Here is a 21384-nt window from a genome sequence, read left to right as displayed (position 1 = left end):
GAAACATAATCAATCCTGAGCCAGCGCATCAATCGGGTTGAGCTTGGAAGCTTTGTTGGCGGGCATAAAGCCGAACGCGACACCGATGGCGGTGGAGCAGACAACTGCGCCGATGACGGAAGTCATGGAAATGCTCATCGGGAAGTCGGTGACAAAGTAGTTGAACACCAGGCTGATGCTTGCGGACAACAATACGCCTGACAGGCCGCCGATAATACAGATTAAGACGGCCTCAATTAGAAACTGTTGCAAAATATTGTTGCGGCGTGCGCCGATTGCCATGCGGACGCCGATTTCTTTGGTGCGCTCGGTAACGGAGACCAGCATGATGTTCATCACGCCGATGCCGCCGACCACCAAAGAGATGACCGCGATGGAAGAAATCAGCAGTGTCATGGTGCCGGTTGTGCTTTCAACCATTTCTTTGATGCTGTCGCTGTTGTTCATAAAGAAGTCTTCTGTGCCGTGGCGTGCTTTCAGCAGCTCGGTCAGGCTTTTTTCGGCAACTTGCGTGTTGGCATCGTCTTTGATTTTGACAACGATGGAGTTGGTATGGCTCTCGCCGGTAATTTGGTGCATGACCGTTGTATAAGGCGACCAAAGCATCAGCGAGTCTGAATTGCCGAACGAGTTGTCATCTTTTTTCATAATGCCGATGACGGTTAGCGGGCGTTTTTTGAAGAGGATGGTTTTGCCTAAAGGATCAACGCCTTCGCCGAAGAGTTTGGTTTTGGTATTTTGGTCGATGACGACGACTTGGGCATCGGTTTTTACATCGTCATCATCAAACAGACGGCCTTCTTCCAATTTCAAACCGCGCACGTCGAAATATTGTTCGCCCACGCCGTAAAGCGAGGCGGTCAGGTCGGTGTTGCGGTAGGTCAAGGTGCCGCTGGAGTTGGTTTGAGGAGTGGCGGAGGCGACGTAGCTTTGTTGGCTGATGGCTTTTGCGTCATTAATCGTCAGCGTTTTGATTCGTCCGCTGCGGCGGTCGCCAAAACCACGGCCGGGAAAGATGCTGATGGTGTTTGTGCCCATCGAGTTGATGTCTTCCAAGATTTTTTGTTGCGAGCCATTACCCAACGCCACTACCGATACCACCGAAGCGATACCGATGATAATCCCCAGCATGGTCAGTAACGAACGCATTTTGTGCGCCATAATCGCCTGTACCGACATTTTGAATGCTTCCATAAATTGATCGTAATAAAACGACCAGGAAGCTTTTTCTTTAATCCTCTCCACTTTGCTTGGCAGAATATCCGGATTTTTAGACGTATCCGAAATAATCTGACCGTCGCGGATTTCGATGACGCGGTTTGCGTTTGCCGCAATGCCCGGATCGTGGGTAACCATAATCACGGTATGCCCGTCTTCGTGCAGCTTGTGGATGATTTCCATCACGTTTTTACCGCTGGCGGTATCCAATGCACCGGTCGGTTCGTCGGCAAAGATGATTTCGCCGCCGTTCATCAACGCGCGGGCAATCGAAACGCGTTGTTGCTGACCGCCGGAAAGTTCGCTGGGTTTGTTGCCTTCTTTATTTTGCAAACCCAAATCGCCCAACAGTTTTTCTGCACGTTCCGCGCGCTCTTTGCTGCCCATGCCCATATACACGGCAGGCAGGGCGACGTTGTCTCGGGCGGTCAGCGAGCTTAACAGGTTGTAACGCTGGAAAATAAAGCCGAAACGCTCACGGCGCAAAGCCGCCAGCTCATCCGGCTGCATTTGCGATGTTTCGATGCCGTCGATTTGATAAGAGCCGGAAGTGGCGGTATCCAGACAGCCCAAGATATTCATCAGCGTCGATTTGCCTGAGCCGGACTGGCCGATAATCGCCACAAAGTCGCCTTTCTCAATAGAAAGGCTGACATCTTTCAATACGTGCACACGGTTTTCACCGCTACCGAAAAAACGGTTGATATTCTTACATTCGATTAAACTCATAATCTTTCCGGGCGAAAAATAGAAACATGGGAACTAAGGCCGTCTGAAACACAGCCAAATCTTTCAGACGGCCTTAATCAATCAGCGAGGAGGGCCGCCGCCCATCATCGCGCGTTCGCTGCTCTTATTCTTTTCATCTGCGCTCATTTCTGAAATGATCACTTTTTCGCCTTCTTTCAAGCCGCTTTTGATTTCGGTGTTCATGCTGTCTTTCAAACCGACGGTTACTTCGCGCTCGACAGCTTGATTGTCTGCACCCAAAACGCTGACATAGGATTTGCCGTTATGCTTTTTCACGGTCAGTGTCGGTACCAGCAAGACATTCTTCACGCCGTTGATTTCAATTGTATTTTGAGTGGTCATGCCGATGGAGAGCTTGCCGTCATTATTCGGCACAAGGGCGCGGGCATAGTAGTAAATCGCATTGGAAGTCGTGTCCGTGCTGCTGGTGTAGCTGCCCAAAGACATGGTGGTCATGCCGGGGTCGACGCTGTCTAATTTTGCTTTAATCGGGGTGTCCGGTTCAGACAGAATGGTGAACGAAATATCCTGACCGGCTTTGACTTTCGTGATGTCGCCTTCAGCAATCTGCATTTTGTTCAACATGGTTTCCAGATTGGCCAGTTGGATGATGGTCGGCGTAGATTGCGCCGCATTGACGGATTGGCCTTCTTCAACAGGAATGGCGACCACAGTGCCGTCCATGGTGGCGGTAATCCGCGTGTGGCCCAGTTCGGATTCGGCTGTATTGATGGAGATTTTGGATTGTTTGATGGCGGCTTTCAGTTCGGCAACATTGGCTTTGGCTGCGGCTAAAGAGTCTTGTGCAGATTCCAAGTCTTCTTTGGAAGTTGCCTGTTCTTTCCATAAGGCAAGTTCGCGTTTATATTTTTTCTCCGCACTGGAAAGTGCGATTTCGGCAGAAACCAATTTTGCCTGATAGGTTTCCAGTTTGGATTTTTCGGTATTTAAGGTATTGATCTGATTGGTTGAGTCGATTTCTGCAATCAGATCGCCTTTTTTCACTTGTTGGCCCAGTTTCACATACAGTTTTTTAATCTGACCTGAAGCTTCCGCGCCCACGGATACCAAATTGGAAGGTGAGATTTCGCCGGTTGCCGACACGGTTTGACGGATATCGCCGCGTTTGACTACTTCTGTAATAAAAGAAGACTGAGGCTCAGGCTTCATCAAAGACCAGCCGCCGAAAGCCGCTGCTACCACAACAGCCGTACCGGCCGCCCACTTGAAAACTTTAGACATATAAAAGAAACCAATTCAATAAAATAACGTCGCAGACAAGCAACAGATGTATTGATAGAAACAAAAAAACAACTGGATTTTACTGTAAAGACCAAGGCTGACCAAGAGACGGTCGGCTCAAATTGAAGTTTAACTTATTGAAATAAAAAATAAAGGGTAGTAAACATTTTTCAGAACTTGCACCTCATTTACATAAATTCCCAAACTCCCTCCGAATCTGAACATTTAAGCCGCAAGAAAACTACTATAATATCCACGTCTTATTCTAATTATTTACGACATAACTACAATGAAACACCAACAAGGCTTCACGCTTATCGAGCTGCTGATAGTCGTTGTGATTGCAGCCATTCTTGCTACCATCGCATATCCGTCTTATCAAAACTACATCCGCCAAACGCGCCTTGCCGCCGTCCGCACGCAGATGCTGCATAACGCCCAACAGATCGAACGCTACTACACTCAAAAAAGTACATTTGTAGGGTTTCCTGCTGAAAATTTACAGCAGAATCAATATTTCAATATTAGTTTTTCCGAAGGTACGGCTTCTATGCCTAATCCTTCCGATTCAGGTTATATTTTGAAGGCAGAACCCAACAAAGAAACCAACGCTAATGAAACCTGTACCGTTTATTACAACGACAGCGGTATCATCTGGGCAAGCAGCGACAAGCAAAACTGTCCCGGTTATGAAATGCCAAAATCAGAATAAATCGAAAGATAAAAGGCCGTCTGAATTTCAGACGGCCTTTTCGATGGTTTGGCTGTATAAGCAGATGAGCCTAAACAGGGCAAAAATCAGTAATCTCGACCCGATGTGAAGTCAATTTTAGCCTTTGCGGCGCGGTTCGTCAGGGCGGATGCGTGAAGCCAGTTGGTCGAGGATGCCGTTGACGAATTTATGGCCATCGGTGCCGCCGAAAGTTTTGGTAACTTCGATGGCTTCGTTGATGATGACAGGATAGGGGGTTTCAGGCATGGTGCTCAGCTCATGGCAGGCAACCAGCAAAACGGCGCGTTCGATAGGACTGAGGTCTTTCTCGTCGCGGTCGAGCAGGGGGCTGATTTTTTCCATGTATTCTTCGGCATGGGTTTGTGCACCGAAAAACAGTTTGTTGAACAACTCTTCATCCATATTGGATGTTTGGGACAGTTCGTGGATGTTTTTGGCGATTTCGGGAGCGGCAGTTTTGTTGATGCCTGCTTGATAAATAGCTTGTACGGCAAGCTCGCGTGCGCGGCGGCGTGGGCTTTTCATGGGTATTCCTTGTGAAGAGAGTGCCGATGGTTGTCGGCTGAATATTGAATGATTCAGACGGCCTCAATATCATGATTGAGAGGCCGTCTGAAAATATGCGGTATTCAATACGGGGAGAAGCTTATTCTTCGTCGTCTTCGTATTGTTCTGACAAAAGATGGTTGACCAAGTTGGCACATTCTACGGCAACTTTGGCGGCATCGGAGGCTTTTTCTTCGATACGTGCAACGGCTTGTTCGTCGTTTTCAGTCGTCAGGATGGCGTTGGCGATAGGGATGTTGTAGTCAAGGGCAACGCGGCTGACACCTGCGCCGGACTCATTGGATACCAATTCAAAGTGGTAGGTTTCGCCACGAATGACAACGCCGATGGCAATCAGGGCATCGAATTGTTCGGAGGATGCGAGGTTCATCAGCGCGATAGGCACTTCAAGCGCGCCGGGAACGGTGGCAAGCGTGATGTTGTCTTCGGATACGCCCAATTCTTTTAAGGTGCGGCAGCAAACTTTGACCATTTCGCTGCCGATTTCGTTGGTAAAGCGGGCTTGAACGATGCCGATGCGCAGGTTGGTGCCATCGAGGCGTGGTTCGATAATGTTCATGATGATTCCTTCAATATTTGTGAAATAGGGATTCGGCTCGGTTTCAGACGGCCTTATTATAAAGAGGGCCGTCTGAAACGAAATGGGAATGGGTTATTCTTGCGGCTGCCAATCGGCAACGGCTTGGAACTCACCGTCTTCGTTCAATTCCCACGCGCTGCCTTCTGCCTGAGTCAGCAGGGGCGCGATGTCGGGATTGTCTGCGGTAATGGCGGAGAGGCTGACAATGCTGAAATTGTCGGGATTGTCGGTGTATTCGTCGGTTTCGTCGCCGCTGAAAATACGCCAGCCGCTGTCGTTTTCAAATACGGGGGCTTCGCGGTAGAGGAAGCCGACGGGCTCGCCTTGTTCGGCGACGGTGTTGGTAACGATGCAGCGGTCGAGCGCTGCGGCCAATGCTTGGGCAAATTTGTTCATGGAGTTGACAAAGAGATGATTTGGCATGATTTTACACGATTCGCCGCTTTTCCGCACGGATGTGTGCAGGGGCGGTTTGATGGTACAATGTCGGTAAGTGCCGTCAGGTTTGAACATGACGGCTTTTGATTGTTTATCGGCTTGAGGGACGTAAGAAACAATGAGCCAAAATAAAAAAGTTGCCGGTGTAGCCTTTTTATTTTGTTTCACTGCGGATGAGGCGTGCTTTCCGGCTGTTTTTTGAAAGTATGGAATGAAACCTGATTTGCTCAAACAGCAGGCGCATCGAGCGATTCAAAAGCGTCTGGGCTATGAGTTCCGCAATATTGAGCTGCTTCAGCAGGCTTTGACCCACCGCAGCTACAATGCCAAACACAATGAGCGTTTTGAATTTGTCGGCGATTCGATTTTGAACTATTCCGTGGCGCGGATGTTGTTTGACGCGTTTCCGAAATTGTCGGAAGGCGAGTTGTCGCGGATGCGCGCGGCTTTAGTGAATGAAGGTGTATTGGCTGAAATCGCGTTGGAAATGAATGTTGGCGACGGTTTGTATTTGGGTGCCGGCGAGTTGAAGAGCGGCGGTTTCAGACGGCCTTCGATTTTGGCTGACGCGATGGAGGCGATGTTTGCGGCGGTCAGCTTTGACGCGGATTTTTCTGCGGCGGAAAAAGTGGTGCGCCATTTGTTTGCGGAACGCGTGAAACGTGCGGATTTGAATATCGGCAAGAAAGACAGTAAAACCGCTTTGCAGGAAGCCTTGCAGGCACGCCGCTTTGCCCTGCCAAAATACCGAATCGAAGAGCAGGCGGAGCAGACGGCTGATGCGATGTTTGTGATTTCCTGTGATTTGGGCGAACTTGGTTTCATCTGCAATGCACGCGGCAGCAGTCGGAAAGTGGCCGAGCAAAAAGCGGCATGTGAAGCCTTAGAATGGTTGGAACAGAAGTTTCCTTTGAAAAAAGCTAAAAAATAATATTTCAGACGGCCTTTGAGAAAATGCAAAGGCCGTCTGAAACAATCAAGAAAGTCATATATAAATGGATATCGAAACCTTTTTGCAAAACGAGTCGCAACACCCGACAGATTATCGTTGCGGCTTTGTAGCCATCGTGGGTCGCCCGAATGTCGGCAAATCCACGCTGATGAATCATCTAATCGGTCAGAAAATCAGTATTACCAGTAAAAAAGCACAAACCACGCGCAACCGTGTAACCGGTATTTACACCGACGACACGGCGCAATTTGTGTTTGTCGATACGCCGGGTTTTCAAACCAATCACCGTAATGCTTTGAATGACCGTCTTAATCAAAACGTAACCGAAGCGTTGAGCGGCGTGGATGTGGTGGTTTTTGTGGTGGAAGCCATGCGCTTTACCGATGCCGACCGCGTGGTATTGAAGCAGTTGCCTAAGCATACGCCTGTGGTATTGGTGGTCAATAAAATCGATAAAGACAAAGCCAAAGACAAATTTGCGCTTGAGGCGTTTATTAATGAAGTGCGCCAAGAGTTTGAATTTGCCGCCAGCGAGGCAGTCAGCGCGAAACATGGCCTGCGTATTGCCAATCTGCTGGAACTGCTCAAGCCGTATCTGCCGGAAAGTATCCCGATGTATCCGGAAGATATGGTGACGGATAAATCCAGCCGATTCCTGGCGATGGAGATTGTGCGCGAAAAATTGTTCCGCTATTTGGGCGAAGAGCTGCCGTATGCGATGAATGTTGAAGTGGAGCAGTTTGAGGAAGAGGAAAGCGGACTGTTCCGCATTTATATCGCGGTGTTGGTCGATAAAGACAGCCAAAAGGCGATTTTGATTGGCAAGGGTGGGGAGAAATTGAAGAAAATTTCTACTGAAGCCCGCCTTGATATGGAAAAATTGTTTGATACCAAAGTCTTCTTGAAGATTTGGGTGAAAGTAAAATCCGGTTGGGCAGATGATATTCGTTTTCTGCGCGAATTGGGCTTGTAATTTAATGTGTTTGAACAAAGGCCGTCTGAAAAAATTTTCAGACGGCCTTTGGTTTGATCAAGCCAACAATTCAGTCAAACGTTTGACGATTTCATCTGCTGCTTGGCGTTTGGATGTTTCCGGAAATGAGGTTTCGGCAAGGTCATCAATAATGGTGATTTGATTGGTTGGCTTACCCATGGAAACGGAAACTTGGTTGGCTACCAGCATCGGTACGTTTTTGCGCAAACGTTTTGCCCGAGCAAATTCCAAGACTTGATGGCTTTCGGCAGCAAAGCCGACGCAGAATGGTGGAGAAGGCAAGGCGGCAACAGATGCGAGAATGTCCGGATTTTCCGTCAGTTCGATAACCGGGGGCTGATTGCCGTTTTTCTTCAGTTTCTCATTGCTGCTGTTTTTGACTTTGTAGTCTGCAACGGCTGCAACGGAAATAAAGACATCCTGTTCATGGATATGGCGGTGAACTGCCTGATACATGGCTTCTGCGCTGACAGCTTGTTCGGAATGAGCCAAGCCTGCTGGCAAGGCCGTCTGAATTTGACCGTAAATCAGCGTGACTTTCGCTCCGGCAGCACGGCACGCGCGCGCTAAAGCCATGCCCATTTGTCCGCTGGAAATATTGGTAATGCCGCGGACAGGGTCGATGGCTTCAAACGTTGCGCCGGCTGTAATCAGAACTTTTTTGCCGCTCAGTAGCTTGGGTGTCCATAAATCCTCTAGCAAATCTGCCAGATCGACTGCTTCGACCATTCTGCCAGTGCCTGTTTCGCCGCAAGCCTGTTCGCCACTGTTTGGGTAAAACACGGTAATGCCGTCTGAAACCAGTTGCTCAATATTGCGTAGGTTAGCAGGGTTGTCCCACATTTCGACATTCATTGCAGGCGCAACGGCCAAAGGACATTTTCTGGCTGCAGCTAAAGTAGTCAGCAGGTTGTCGGCCAATCCGTTGGCAATTTTGGCAATCGTATTGGCAGTCGCAGGTGCAATAAGAAATGCGTCAGCTTCACGCGTCAGATTGATGTGCGCCATGCCATTATTGGCAGCACCTGAATAGGTATCCGATAAAACAGGGTTGCCGGTTAAAGCTTGGAAAGTCAGTGGGGAGACAAATTCTGTCGCAGAATCCGTCATCACTACTGATACTGAATGTCCTTGCTTTTTCAGCAGCCTGACCAGTTCACAAGATTTATACGCCGCAATACCGCCGGTAATGCCGAGGAGAATGTGTTTGCTCATAAATAACGGGTTCATTAAATGAGATATATAGGAATCAAATCAAATTAAATTTGTTCGATGTTGATTCTGGCCAGTTTTGCTTTAATCGCATTGCCATATCTCTTCGGTAGGAATGCTGAAACCACCCCGTTTTTCACTTCAGTCACATAACTGCAGACTTTAAATTCAGGAACAACGTTGAGCGAGTAGTCCGGATTGACCAAAGGAGAAGCACTAGAGTACAGCGTCCATCTTGCCAGACTGCCGTCTTCATAATCAGTCGTTGCGTTAAAGCTGGTAACCCCTTCGCTGAAAGCGATTTGATAATTAGAGTAGAACTCGCCGGGAATTTCGTGTGCATTACAGAAATCAAATAATCTGTCATGTGCAAACAGATTCTGACGGATATAGGCCCACAATTCTTTTTCTAGAAAATCTTGGTCGGCAAAATGTCTGGAAGGGTAGCCCTCGTCGACAAAATTCTGAATTCTTTCCTGCATATCTGGGACTGCACCCGCTTTAGAGCCCCACATACCCGCAAGAATCAGGGCAGTATGCGAGCCTGAGTCACGAATAGTGTGGAATAGGGTGCCACTTTTTATCCATTCGGATACGGCCGCTGCATCACGATAGCAAATAATAGAATCTGCATCACGGAAAATAACGTATTCAACCTCGGGATCATTAATGGCAAGAAAGCGCCACATCGTACCCGGCCAGTTGTCTAATGGTGCGCCAACCTTAATTACTTCTGCTCCGTTATTTCTAAATCGTTGAACAGCTTCAGCCGATACAGAATCGTCGACATAAAAACGACATGTCCAACCTGGGAAAAGCACAGGCGCAAGCTGGGTATTTAAGACGGCAGGCTCGATATATTTGGAATTATTGCCAAATAAAGAAAAGGAGATAATCCGTTTGCCGTTTTTTGGAGCTGGTGTCGGAATGATTTCATATTTTAGGTTTGGAATGGCTTTGTCTTTTAGAACCAAAGCCTGATGACCGTAAAACCCGGTTTTTTCCCAATTATCTAGAGCGCCGTAAGCATGTGCAAGTAAATCCAAAGCGGGGATATAGGTACTATCCAGATCTAACGTTTTCATTTCAGCCTCAATGGCTTTTTCCCATTTCAATTGCTTTAGATAGGCATAAGCAACTTTATGATGAAATTCGACAGATTGGGGATTGAGAAGGCAAAGAATCTCGGCACGTTTTAGCGCTTCCTCGTAATTTTCCTCTTCGATAAAAGAGTGATATGCTTGTTCAAATTTTTGTTGAATCTTTTCGTTGCTCATAATAGGGACTATTCTAAATTTATGATTGTTTTATTGGAGAAAGTAGAGATTGTAAGAGTAGATGGGACTAAAGCGCCAGTAATATAGAGATATAGAGTGTTGAATGTGGCAAATAAGAGCAAAGCCGCAGGACTATTTATCTTAGGATATCTGGTTTATCTATTGAATGATAAAATTCAATAAATTTTAAATTATTTAAATACAGATAGTTGTGAAAATTTTTAGTTTTTTTTGAAATTGGGTGTTGACTGGTTTTGTTGTGAGGCGTATAGTTCGGTTCTTCGCTGCTGACGCGGTGAAGAAAACGAAGCAGACAGTATAACACAGTTGGTTGAAATTTTCGATAATTTTAGTTGACATTTGCTAAATGTACTGTATAATTCGATTCGCTCTTTAAAAAACAGATTACCGATAAGTGTGAGTGCATTAGGCCTCACACTGTTTGAAAGACAGACAAGATGATGTTTTAGACATTGTCCTGTCGGTTTCTTTGAAGCAGACCAGAAGTTATAAGTTAGAGATTGAACATAAGAGTTTGATCCTGGCTCAGATTGAACGCTGGCGGCATGCTTTACACATGCAAGTCGAACGGCAGCACAGAGAAGCTTGCTTCTTGGGTGGCGAGTGGCGAACGGGTGAGTAATATATCGGAACGTACCGAGTAATGGGGGATAACTAATCGAAAGATTAGCTAATACCGCATATTCTCTGAGGAGGAAAGCAGGGGACCTTCGGGCCTTGCGTTATTCGAGCGGCCGATATCTGATTAGCTAGTTGGTGGGGTAAAGGCCTACCAAGGCGACGATCAGTAGCGGGTCTGAGAGGATGATCCGCCACACTGGGACTGAGACACGGCCCAGACTCCTACGGGAGGCAGCAGTGGGGAATTTTGGACAATGGGCGCAAGCCTGATCCAGCCATGCCGCGTGTCTGAAGAAGGCCTTCGGGTTGTAAAGGACTTTTGTCAGGGAAGAAAAGGACAGGGTTAATACCCCTGTCTGATGACGGTACCTGAAGAATAAGCACCGGCTAACTACGTGCCAGCAGCCGCGGTAATACGTAGGGTGCGAGCGTTAATCGGAATTACTGGGCGTAAAGCGAGCGCAGACGGTTACTTAAGCAGGATGTGAAATCCCCGGGCTCAACCTGGGAACTGCGTTCTGAACTGGGTGACTAGAGTGTGTCAGAGGGAGGTAGAATTCCACGTGTAGCAGTGAAATGCGTAGAGATGTGGAGGAATACCGATGGCGAAGGCAGCCTCCTGGGATAACACTGACGTTCATGCTCGAAAGCGTGGGTAGCAAACAGGATTAGATACCCTGGTAGTCCACGCCCTAAACGATGTCAATTAGCTGTTGGGCAACTTGATTGCTTAGTAGCGTAGCTAACGCGTGAAATTGACCGCCTGGGGAGTACGGTCGCAAGATTAAAACTCAAAGGAATTGACGGGGACCCGCACAAGCGGTGGATGATGTGGATTAATTCGATGCAACGCGAAGAACCTTACCTGGTCTTGACATGTACGGAATCCTCCAGAGACGGAGGAGTGCCTTCGGGAGCCGTAACACAGGTGCTGCATGGCTGTCGTCAGCTCGTGTCGTGAGATGTTGGGTTAAGTCCCGCAACGAGCGCAACCCTTGTCATTAGTTGCCATCATTTAGTTGGGCACTCTAATGAGACTGCCGGTGACAAGCCGGAGGAAGGTGGGGATGACGTCAAGTCCTCATGGCCCTTATGACCAGGGCTTCACACGTCATACAATGGTCGGTACAGAGGGTAGCCAAGCCGCGAGGTGGAGCCAATCTCACAAAACCGATCGTAGTCCGGATTGCACTCTGCAACTCGAGTGCATGAAGTCGGAATCGCTAGTAATCGCAGGTCAGCATACTGCGGTGAATACGTTCCCGGGTCTTGTACACACCGCCCGTCACACCATGGGAGTGGGGGATACCAGAAGTAGGTAGGGTAACCGCAAGGGGCCCGCTTACCACGGTATGCTTCATGACTGGGGTGAAGTCGTAACAAGGTAGCCGTAGGGGAACCTGCGGCTGGATCACCTCCTTTCTAGAGAAAGAAGAGGTCTGATGCATTCACACTTATCGGTAAACTGTAAAAGATGCGGAAGAGAAAAGCTTGAGTGAAGACAAGATTCGCTTAAGAAGAGAATCCGGGTTTGTAGCTCAGCTGGTTAGAGCACACGCTTGATAAGCGTGGGGTCGGAGGTTCAAGTCCTCCCAGACCCACCAAGAACGGGGGCATAGCTCAGTTGGTAGAGCACCTGCTTTGCAAGCAGGGGGTCATCGGTTCGATCCCGTTTGCCTCCACCAAGAACTTTACAAATCAAAGGAAGCCTGCTATACTTAGCAGCTTATTTTGATTTGCGAAGTGAAATATCGACGCATCGATCTTTAACAAATTGGAAAGCCGAAATCAACAAACAAAGACAATGAGTTTGTTTTGATTTTTTGTTCTTTGCAAAGGATAAAAAATCTCTCACAAGAGAAAAGAAAACAAACACAGTATTTGGGTGATGATTGTATCGACTTAATCCTGAAACACAAAAGGCAGGATTAAGACACAACAAAGCAGTAAGCTTTATCAAAGTAGGAATTTCAAGTTTGCTTCCCTAGTCAACGGGTAGGCAAACGAAGTCAAAGAGGTTCTTGAAATGATAGAGTCAAGTGAATAAGTGCATCAGGTGGATGCCTTGGCGATGATAGGCGACGAAGGACGTGTAAGCCTGCGAAAAGCGCGGGGGAGCTGGCAATAAAGCTATGATCCCGCGGTGTCCGAATGGGGAAACCCACCTCTTAGGAGGTATCCTTATCTGAATACATAGGATAAGCGAAGCGAACCCGGAGAACTGAACCATCTAAGTACCCGGAGGAAAAGAAATCAACCGAGATTCCGCAAGTAGTGGCGAGCGAACGCGGAGGAGCCTGTACGTGATAACTGTCGAGATAGAAGAACAAGCTGGGAAGCTTGACCATAGTGGGTGATAGTCCCGTATTCGAAATCTCAATAGTGGTACTAAGCGTACGAAAAGTAGGGCGGGACACGTGAAATCCTGTCTGAATATGGGGGACCATCCTCCAAGGCTAAATACTCATCATCGACCGATAGTGAACCAGTACCGTGAGGGAAAGGCGAAAAGAACCCCGGGAGGGGAGTGAAATAGAACCTGAAACCTGATGCATACAAACAGTGGGAGCACCCTTGTGGTGTGACTGCGTACCTTTTGTATAATGGGTCAACGACTTACATTCAGTAGCGAGCTTAACCGAATAGGGGAGGCGTAGGGAAACCGAGTCTTAATAGGGCGAACAGTTGCTGGGTGTAGACCCGAAACCGAGTGATCTATCCATGGCCAGGTTGAAGGTGCCGTAACAGGTACTGGAGGACCGAACCCACGCATGTTGCAAAATGCGGGGATGAGCTGTGGATAGGGGTGAAAGGCTAAACAAACTCGGAGATAGCTGGTTCTCCCCGAAAACTATTTAGGTAGTGCCTCGAGCAAGACACTGATGGGGGTAAAGCACTGTTATGGCTAGGGGGTTATTGCAACTTACCAACCCATGGCAAACTAAGAATACCATCAAGTGGTTCCTCGGGAGACAGACAGCGGGTGCTAACGTCCGTTGTCAAGAGGGAAACAACCCAGACCGCCAGCTAAGGTCCCAAATGATAGATTAAGTGGTAAACGAAGTGGGAAGGCCCAGACAGCCAGGATGTTGGCTTAGAAGCAGCCATCATTTAAAGAAAGCGTAATAGCTCACTGGTCGAGTCGTCCTGCGCGGAAGATGTAACGGGGCTCAAATCTATAACCGAAGCTGCGGATGCCAGTTTACTGGCATGGTAGGGGAGCGTTCTGTAGGCCGATGAAGGTGCATTGTAAAGTGTGCTGGAGGTATCAGAAGTGCGAATGTTGACATGAGTAGCGATAAAGCGGGTGAAAAGCCCGCTCGCCGAAAGCCCAAGGTTTCCTACGCAACGTTCATCGGCGTAGGGTGAGTCGGCCCCTAAGGCGAGGCAGAAATGCGTAGTCGATGGGAAACAGGTTAATATTCCTGTACTTGATTCAAATGCGATGTGGGGACGGAGAAGGTTAGGTTAGCAAGCTGTTGGAATAGCTTGTTTAAGCCGGTAGGTGGAAGACTTAGGCAAATCCGGGTCTTCTTAACACCGAGAAGTGATGACGAGTGTCTACGGACATGAAGTAACCGATACCACGCTTCCAGGAAAAGCCACTAAGCTTCAGTTTGAATCGAACCGTACCGCAAACCGACACAGGTGGGCAGGATGAGAATTCTAAGGCGCTTGAGAGAACTCAGGAGAAGGAACTCGGCAAATTGATACCGTAACTTCGGGAGAAGGTATGCCCTCTAAGGTTAAGGACTTGCTCCGTAAGCCTCGGAGGGTCGCAGAGAATAGGTGGCTGCGACTGTTTATTAAAAACACAGCACTCTGCTAACACGAAAGTGGACGTATAGGGTGTGACGCCTGCCCGGTGCTGGAAGGTTAATTGAAGATGTGCAAGCATCGGATCGAAGCCCCAGTAAACGGCGGCCGTAACTATAACGGTCCTAAGGTAGCGAAATTCCTTGTCGGGTAAGTTCCGACCCGCACGAATGGCGTAACGATGGCCACACTGTCTCCTCCTGAGACTCAGCGAAGTTGAAGTGGTTGTGAAGATGCAATCTACCCGCTGCTAGACGGAAAGACCCCGTGAACCTTTACTGTAGCTTTGCATTGGACTTTGAAGTCACTTGTGTAGGATAGGTGGGAGGCTTTGAAGCAGAGACGCCAGTCTCTGTGGAGCCGTCCTTGAAATACCACCCTGGTGTCTTTGAGGTTCTAACCCAGACCCGTAATCCGGGTCGGGGACCGTGCATGGTAGGCAGTTTGACTGGGGCGGTCTCCTCCCAAAGAGTAACGGAGGAGTTCGAAGGTTACCTAGGTCCGGTCGGAAATCGGACTGATAGTGCAATGGCAAAAGGTAGCTTAACTGCGAGACCGACAAGTCGAGCAGGTGCGAAAGCAGGACATAGTGATCCGGTGGTTCTGTATGGAAGGGCCATCGCTCAACGGATAAAAGGTACTCCGGGGATAACAGGCTGATTCCGCCCAAGAGTTCATATCGACGGCGGAGTTTGGCACCTCGATGTCGGCTCATCACATCCTGGGGCTGTAGTCGGTCCCAAGGGTATGGCTGTTCGCCATTTAAAGTGGTACGTGAGCTGGGTTTAAAACGTCGTGAGACAGTTTGGTCCCTATCTGCAGTGGGCGTTGGAAGTTTGACGGGGGCTGCTCCTAGTACGAGAGGACCGGAGTGGACGAACCTCTGGTGTACCGGTTGTAACGCCAGTTGCATAGCCGGGTAGCTAAGTTCGGAAGAGATAAGCGCTGAAAGCATCTAAGCGCGAAACTCGCCTGAAGATGAGACTTCCCTTGTGGTTTAACCACACTAAAGAGTCGTTCGAGACCAGGACGTTGATAGGTGGGGTGTGGAAGCGCGGTAACGCGTGAAGCTAACCCATACTAATTGCTCGTGAGGCTTGACTCTATCATTTGAAGAACTTCAAAAGATAAAAGCTTACTGACTGATTCAGTCATCACCAAATAATTGATTAAGGCTTTACCGATTTGTAACAGTTTAAGTTTGGCGGCCATAGCGAGTTGGTCCCACGCCTTCCCATCCCGAACAGGACCGTGAAACGACTCAGCGCCGATGATAGTGTGGTTCTTCCATGTGAAAGTAGGTCACCGCCAAACACCCATTCTGAAGCCCCCGACTAATGTCGGGGGCTTTTTACATGCCTGTCGTTTCTGTCGGTTTGGTGATGGGTAACAGGTATTGTATGATTGCCCTGTTGTTATTCTTGAACAAAAGTACCGAAAGTTACGGTTAACTGTTTAGAATATTTGAAATCAAACGATATTTGCGTTAATATGTCGTAAGCATTTATGCGGGTATAGGCTGTTGCCCTATCTGCGTATGTGCAGTGTTTACAGAGTGGGATAAAACCATTCGGTAGACTTTATGACTGATTCAATCAAATATGTTATGGGAAAAAATCTGATGAAGAAATTTTTATTTGGTGCATTTGCCGCCGTCTGTGCAGCGTTCTCTTTGGCTGCCGTGAACATCAATACCGCGTCTTCTGCCGAACTGGAGGCCTTGCCGGGTATCGGCCCGGCTAAGGCGAAATCGATTGTGGAATACCGTCAGAAGAACGGTGCGTTCAAATCGGTGGAGGAGCTGAAAAACGTGAAGGGCATCGGTGATGCGGTGCTGAACAAGTTGAAGGCGGAGGCGACGGTTTCTTCTGCCGCGCCTAAGACCGCACAGCCTGCCGTGAAAAAATAAGCCTGACGGTTAACTGCCGTACGCCGCCCTGATGCCGAACCGTTTGCCGGTTCGGGCTGACGGGCGGCTTTGTATGGGGCCGGCAATGAGAGCTTGGACCAATGGGGGCCATTGGGTGAAAAGGGACAAACGGATAGCCATCCTGTCGGATGGGGATAAAAAGATAAAGGGAATTAAAGATATGTACTTAAAGGTATTTGACGGAAAACGGAATGGGACAACTGTGCAGAGGGGCTACTCTTTGATACAGCTGCTGGTGGTGATGCTGGTGGTTTCGATAGTGGCGACGTAGGATATTAGGCCGTCTGAAAGATACTTAACATCAGCTTTCAGACGGCCTTATTGTAAGATGAATTTTTGATATTGGCGTACTTTTTTAAATACAGATAAAATCCCTGCTAATTATTTATAACGATATTTTTAGGATACACAGTGCTTGCTTTGGATTATTGTCATCAAAAGGCTGCAGAAAGCCATTCCAGTTTTTTATCCGGCTTTCGTTTTTTATCGGTAGAAAAACGAAATGCGATCACTGTTTTATATGCTTTTTGTCGCGAACTAGATGATGTGGTTGATGGCTGTACCGATCCAAATGTAGCTCAGATAACGTTGAATTGGTGGCGCATTGATTTGGAGAAAGTCTTTAACAATGAGATGCCTGAGCATCCCGTTCATCAGGCTTTAAAAGATATTCGGGCAAATTTTGACTTGCCGAAGAATGAATTTGAAGCTTTGATTGATGGCATGCAGATGGATTTGGAGCAGGCTCGTTATGGTAGTTTTGATGAATTAAAGCTGTATTGCCACCGTGTTGCAGGGGTAGTAGGGCGTCTTATTGCGCGGATTTTAGGTTTTTCAAATCTCCAAACTTTGGAATATGCGGACAAAATGGGCTTGGCTTTGCAGTTGACAAACATTATTCGCGATGTGGGCGAAGATGCGCGACAGGGAAGAATTTATCTGCCGATAGAGGAAATGCAGAAGTTTGACGTGCCTGCCAACGTAATTATGCAGTGCAAACCGACAGATAATTTTGCAAAATTAATGCAATTTCAAGTGAATAGGGCGCGTGAAACTTATCGTGAAGCGATGTTGCTTTTGCCGGCTGAGGATAAGAAATCGCAAAAAGTCGGCCTGATTATGGCGGCTATTTATTATGCGTTGTTGAATGAAATCGACCGTGATGGTGCGCAAAATGTTTTGACTTATAAAATTGCGATTCCTTCTCCCCGTAAAAAACGTATTGCTTTGAAAACTTGGCTGTTTGGATTTAAACCATGAATACTAAGCGTCCAAAAATTGCTGTGATTGGAGCCGGTTGGGCAGGTTTGTCTGCGGCGGTTTCCCTGATTCATCTAGCTGATATTTCTTTGTTTGAGGCCGGGAGACAGGCTGGCGGTAGGGCGCGTGCCTTGGCTGAGAAAGATGATGGATTCAGCTTTTTGGATAATGGGCAGCATATCTTGTTGGGTGCGTATCATGGTGTTCAAACTTTAATGCAACATATTGGCATTCAACCTGAATCAGTCTTTTTACGCCAGCCTTTGCAATGGTACATCCATGAAGGATTGCAGTTTCAGACGGCCTCTCTGCCTGCACCTTGGCATTTGCTTGTCGGCATCCTACGTGCGAAAAATCTTTCTTTTTCATTGAAAATCAAATTGCTGTCGGATATGTCGGCTTTGCAACGTTGGGCAGCTCATCATAAAACCGATTTGACGGTTGCGAAGTGGTTGAGAACACGAAATGTTCCCCGCAGCCTGCTTGGCCAATTTTGGCAACCTTTGGTTTGGGGTGCTTTAAATACGCCGTTAGAACAGGCATCGTTGCGCATTTTATGTAATGTATTGAATGATGGCGTATGGTCTGAAAAGGCGAACAGCGATTATCTTTTGCCTAAGCAGGATTTGGGGCGGATCGTAGCCGAACCGGCTTTGGATTTTCTGCACAAGCATGGTGCAAAGATACATCTTGAAACTCGTGTTTCCCATTTAAACCATCATATTGATGGCCGAATTGAAATCAATGGTGAAATATTTGATGCGGTGATTTTGGCTGTTGCGCCATATCATGTTGACGCACTTCTGCCTAAAGATACGCCTGACTATATTCAGACGGCCTATCAATCGTTGTACTATCATGCGATTACTACGGTTTATTTGCGTTATGCTCAAGCAGTCAAACTGCCTGCACCTTTAACCGGGTTTTCTGATGGTACGGCGCAATGGGTACTGCATCGGGGGGCGTTGGGTTTGCCGGATAATGAAGTTGCGGTTGTCATCAGCGTTTCCGATTACACCGAAGCTTGGAAGGATAAAGATTTAGCCGAAAAAATTCATGCGGACATTAAGCGGGTTTGTCCGGATTTGGGCAAGCCTGAAGCCGTACGCATTATTACGGAAAAACGCGCGACTACGGCGGCAACGGTTGATTTTGTACAACCTGATTTCTCATGGCTGCACCATCGCCGTATTTATCCGGCCGGCGACTATCTCCATCCGCGCTATCCGGCAACATTGGAAGCTGCAGTTCAGTCAGGCTTTGCCGCGGCTGAAAAGCTGATGCTGGATTTACGGGTTGAATAAACTGAGGCCGTCTGAATGTTCAGACGGCCTTTTTGACTTTACAAAACTTACCAAGCCGATACAATATCTGAAACCATAAAGTTCAAGGAACAGTCATGACGACATTAGCGAACAAAACCATCTTGATTACCGGCGCATCCCAAGGCTTGGGCGAGCAGGTTGCCAAAGCCTATGCGGCTGCCGGAGCGACTGTCATTTTGGTGGCGCGTCATCAAAAGCGTTTGGAAAAAGTATATGATGCCATTGTGGCTGCGGGCAGCCCTGAGCCGTTTGCCATCTGCTTTGATTTGATGAGCGCAGAGGAGAAAGAGTTTAAGCAATTCGCGGAAACTATTGATGAAGCCACAGGAGGAAAATTGGATGGCGTGGTGCATTGCGCCAGCTATTTTTATGCCTTGTCGCCATTGGACTTCCAAACCGTATCGGAATGGGTCAACCAATACCGCATCAATACCGTTGCGCCTATGGGCTTGACCCGTGCGCTGTTCCCATTGTTGAAGCAATCCGAAGACGCTTCTGTGATTTTTGTCGGCGAAAGCCACGGCGAGAAACCGCAAGCCTATTGGGGCGGTTTCGGTGCTTCCAAAGCCGCGCTCAATTATTTGTGTAAAGTGGCCGCGGATGAGTGGGAACGTTTTGACAACCTGCGTGCCAATGTTTTGGTGCCGGGTGCCATCAATTCGCCACAACGTATTAAATCGCATCCGGGCGAATCGAAAAGTGAACGTAAAAACTACGAAGATGTCCTGCCACAATTTATTTGGTGGGCAAGCCAAGAGAGCAGGGGGCGGACAGGCGAAATCGTCTATCTGTAAATATACCTGCTCAGAGTGGTTTGAAAACATGAGGCCGTCTGAAATCTGTATTTTCAGACGGCCTTTAACTTATTGAGTTTTATATCTGAATAATATGGAAGTTTGATGTTTGACGTGTTAGCAGGCAAACATTAGGCTGGCACAAACTTAGATATAGTAATCTAAGTTATAGTTATATTGGATAAATATGACGGAATTTGACTTTATCAGACAATATTTGCAGCGACAAAAATCGGAAGGTCTGATTTTGGGCATAGGGGACGATGCCGCTATTATTCGCCCAAGTAACGGATTTGATTTATGTTTTAGCGCTGATATGTTGGTCAAAGGCAGACATTTTTTTGAAGATGTTTCGCCCGAAGATTTGGCATGGAAAATGCTTGCAGTAAATTTATCCGATATGGCCGCTATGGGCGCCAAGCCGCGTTGGGTGTTGCTCAGTGCTGCCTTGCCTGAATTGAATCAAGACTGGCTCAAACGCTTTTGCGATAGCTTTTTTGCTTTGGCCGCGCGTTTTGATACGGTATTGATTGGTGGCGATACCACCAAAGGCGATTTGGTCTTTAATGTAACGATAGTAGGTGAAGTTCCGACAGGGCGTGCCTTGCGGCGGGATGCAACCGAAGTCGGCGACGATATTTGGGTATCGGGTCGGTTGGGTTTGGCTGCTGCTGCTTTGAACAAACATCTGGGGCGTTATCAATTGCCGTCTGAAATCATGGCGGTTTGCGATGATAAATTGCTCCGTCCGGAACCGCGCGTTTCATTGGGGCAGGCATTGTTGCCGTTTGCCCATGCCGCGCAAGATGTTTCAGACGGCCTGGCTCAAGATGTGGGGCATATTTTGAAAGCCTCTGCTGTCGGGGCGGAAATATTTGCCGATTGTGTGCCGTCGTTGCCTGAATTGAAAAACGTTTTGTCGCACGAACAATGGTTGTCGGCGGTATTGGCCGGCGGCGATGATTACGAACTGATTTTTACTGCCGCTCCAGAAGATAGAGAACGCGTTTGTCAGGCAGCGGAACAAAGTGGCGTACCGGTCGCCCGAATTGGTAAAATTACTGACTCAGGCCGTCTGAATATTTTGGATGCCGAAGGCGGCGTATTGGAACTGACTTCTTTAGGATTTGATCATTTTGGCTGAACGTAAACCTACTTTTTCTTGGCTGTTGCACAAACCATTGTGTTTTTTAGGATTCGGTTTCGGCAGCGGCTTGTCGCCGGTTGCGCCGGGTACGGCAGGGACGCTGGCAGCATTACCTCTGGCTTTTGTATTGTGCCTGTTGGGCATAGACGGCTGGATATTGCTTTTATTGTGTATCGCCTTGTTTTTCTGGGGTATCCGTATTTGTGGTTATACCGAGAGGGAACTGGGCATTCAGGATTACGGCGGTATCGTCTGGGATGAAATTGTCGCGATGCTGTTGGTGCTGTCGCTGATTCCGTTTAAATGGAGCTGGTGGCTGACGGCTTTTATTATTTTCCGCTTGTTTGATGCGTTGAAACCATGGCCGATCAAATGGTTTGACCGGCGGATTCATGGAGGTTTAGGCATTATGCTTGATGATTTGATTGCGGCTGTGATGACCTTGATGGTCTTGGGCCTGTTTTATTGGATAGCGTGATGCATTTTAAGTGTTTCGACCCTTTGCAA

16 protein-coding genes, 2 tRNA genes and 3 rRNA genes are annotated in these 21384 nt (G+C 47.9%); 14 read left to right on the top strand and 7 right to left on the bottom strand.

The window, feature by feature from the left end; translation table 11 throughout:
* Nucleotides 1-9: 9 nt before the first annotated feature.
* Both KCG55_RS01450 and KCG55_RS01445 read right to left on the bottom strand, forming a co-directional pair.
* Nucleotides 10-1947 (bottom strand): MacB family efflux pump subunit, encoded by a 1938-nt coding sequence (locus KCG55_RS01450; RefSeq protein ID WP_254323176.1) that lies wholly within the window; start codon nt 1945-1947, stop codon nt 10-12.
* A gap of 81 nt (nt 1948-2028) precedes the next feature.
* On the bottom strand, nt 2029-3210 hold the full coding sequence (locus KCG55_RS01445; RefSeq protein WP_254323175.1) for an efflux RND transporter periplasmic adaptor subunit: 1182 nt from the start codon (nt 3208-3210) through the stop codon (nt 2029-2031).
* 289 nt (nt 3211-3499) lie between these two features.
* On the opposite strand from KCG55_RS01445, the gene KCG55_RS01440 reads away from it, so the two are divergent.
* Nucleotides 3500-3922, top strand: coding sequence for a type IV pilin protein (locus KCG55_RS01440; RefSeq protein WP_254323174.1), 423 nt, complete (start codon nt 3500-3502; stop codon nt 3920-3922).
* A gap of 117 nt (nt 3923-4039) precedes the next feature.
* On the opposite strand, the gene nusB is transcribed toward KCG55_RS01440, so the two are convergent.
* The 3 genes from nusB to KCG55_RS01425 form a co-directional block, all read right to left on the bottom strand.
* A complete protein-coding gene (gene nusB, locus KCG55_RS01435) occupies nt 4040-4468 on the bottom strand; it encodes a transcription antitermination factor NusB (RefSeq protein WP_049350952.1) in 429 nt (142 codons plus the stop codon).
* A gap of 121 nt (nt 4469-4589) precedes the next feature.
* Nucleotides 4590-5069 carry a 6,7-dimethyl-8-ribityllumazine synthase gene (ribH, locus tag KCG55_RS01430; RefSeq protein ID WP_036493252.1) on the bottom strand — a complete coding sequence of 160 codons (480 nt, stop codon included), beginning with the start codon at nt 5067-5069 and terminating at the stop codon, nt 4590-4592.
* A gap of 93 nt (nt 5070-5162) precedes the next feature.
* On the bottom strand, nt 5163-5486 hold the full coding sequence (locus KCG55_RS01425) for a DUF2185 domain-containing protein (RefSeq protein ID WP_003748560.1): 324 nt from the start codon (nt 5484-5486) through the stop codon (nt 5163-5165).
* A gap of 253 nt (nt 5487-5739) precedes the next feature.
* Between KCG55_RS01425 and rnc the strand changes: the two genes are divergently transcribed.
* The gene (gene rnc, locus KCG55_RS01420; RefSeq protein WP_254323173.1) at nt 5740-6459 is read left to right on the top strand and encodes a ribonuclease III; all 720 of its coding nucleotides are present in this window, start codon (nt 5740-5742) and stop codon (nt 6457-6459) included.
* Between the two features lie 64 nt (nt 6460-6523).
* On the top strand, nt 6524-7453 hold the full coding sequence (gene era / locus KCG55_RS01415) for a GTPase Era (RefSeq protein ID WP_036493257.1): 930 nt from the start codon (nt 6524-6526) through the stop codon (nt 7451-7453).
* 57 nt (nt 7454-7510) lie between these two features.
* On the opposite strand, the gene coaBC is transcribed toward era, so the two are convergent.
* Nucleotides 7511-8689, bottom strand: a complete 1179-nt coding sequence (gene coaBC / locus KCG55_RS01410; protein WP_254323172.1) for a bifunctional phosphopantothenoylcysteine decarboxylase/phosphopantothenate--cysteine ligase CoaBC — start codon at nt 8687-8689, stop codon at nt 7511-7513.
* A 44-nt stretch (nt 8690-8733) separates the two neighbouring features.
* Nucleotides 8734-9963 carry a tetratricopeptide repeat protein gene (locus KCG55_RS01405; protein WP_254323171.1) on the bottom strand — a complete coding sequence of 410 codons (1230 nt, stop codon included), beginning with the start codon at nt 9961-9963 and terminating at the stop codon, nt 8734-8736.
* Between the two features lie 523 nt (nt 9964-10486).
* Between KCG55_RS01405 and KCG55_RS01400 the strand changes: the two genes are divergently transcribed.
* The 11 genes from KCG55_RS01400 (at nt 10487) to KCG55_RS01350 (ending at nt 21355) form a co-directional block, all read left to right on the top strand.
* Nucleotides 10487-12027: ribosomal RNA gene (locus tag KCG55_RS01400) — 16S ribosomal RNA — on the top strand.
* Between the two features lie 105 nt (nt 12028-12132).
* Nucleotides 12133-12209 (top strand) — tRNA-Ile (locus KCG55_RS01395).
* Between the two features lie 5 nt (nt 12210-12214).
* A tRNA-Ala gene (locus KCG55_RS01390) sits at nt 12215-12290 on the top strand.
* Between the two features lie 348 nt (nt 12291-12638).
* Nucleotides 12639-15526 (top strand): 23S ribosomal RNA (locus tag KCG55_RS01385).
* A gap of 95 nt (nt 15527-15621) precedes the next feature.
* Nucleotides 15622-15735, top strand: a 5S ribosomal RNA gene (rrf, locus tag KCG55_RS01380).
* The 16S, 23S and 5S rRNA genes sit together here with 2 tRNA genes alongside, the layout of an rRNA operon.
* A gap of 307 nt (nt 15736-16042) precedes the next feature.
* Nucleotides 16043-16330 carry a ComEA family DNA-binding protein gene (locus tag KCG55_RS01375; protein WP_254322411.1) on the top strand — a complete coding sequence of 96 codons (288 nt, stop codon included), beginning with the start codon at nt 16043-16045 and terminating at the stop codon, nt 16328-16330.
* Nucleotides 16331-16762: 432 nt separating this feature from the next.
* Nucleotides 16763-17611, top strand: coding sequence for a presqualene diphosphate synthase HpnD (gene hpnD / locus KCG55_RS01370; protein WP_254323170.1), 849 nt, complete (start codon nt 16763-16765; stop codon nt 17609-17611).
* Nucleotides 17608-18915 (top strand): hydroxysqualene dehydroxylase HpnE, encoded by a 1308-nt coding sequence (gene hpnE, locus KCG55_RS01365; protein WP_254323169.1) that lies wholly within the window; start codon nt 17608-17610, stop codon nt 18913-18915. Before hpnD ends, hpnE begins: the two co-directional genes overlap by 4 nt.
* Before the next feature lie 95 nt (nt 18916-19010).
* Nucleotides 19011-19730 (top strand): SDR family oxidoreductase, encoded by a 720-nt coding sequence (locus KCG55_RS01360; RefSeq protein WP_003682583.1) that lies wholly within the window; start codon nt 19011-19013, stop codon nt 19728-19730.
* A gap of 187 nt (nt 19731-19917) precedes the next feature.
* Nucleotides 19918-20874, top strand: coding sequence for a thiamine-phosphate kinase (gene thiL, locus KCG55_RS01355; protein ID WP_254323168.1), 957 nt, complete (start codon nt 19918-19920; stop codon nt 20872-20874).
* Entirely contained in the window at nt 20867-21355 is a 489-nt protein-coding gene (locus tag KCG55_RS01350; protein ID WP_254323167.1) for a phosphatidylglycerophosphatase A family protein, read from the top strand. Before thiL ends, KCG55_RS01350 begins: the two co-directional genes overlap by 8 nt.
* The last annotated feature ends 29 nt before the right edge of the window (nt 21356-21384 follow it).

Source organism: Neisseria subflava (assembly GCF_024205745.1).
GTDB classification, from domain to species: Bacteria; Pseudomonadota; Gammaproteobacteria; order Burkholderiales; family Neisseriaceae; genus Neisseria; species Neisseria flavescens_B.
This window is presented reverse-complemented; position numbering and strand designations above follow the sequence as displayed.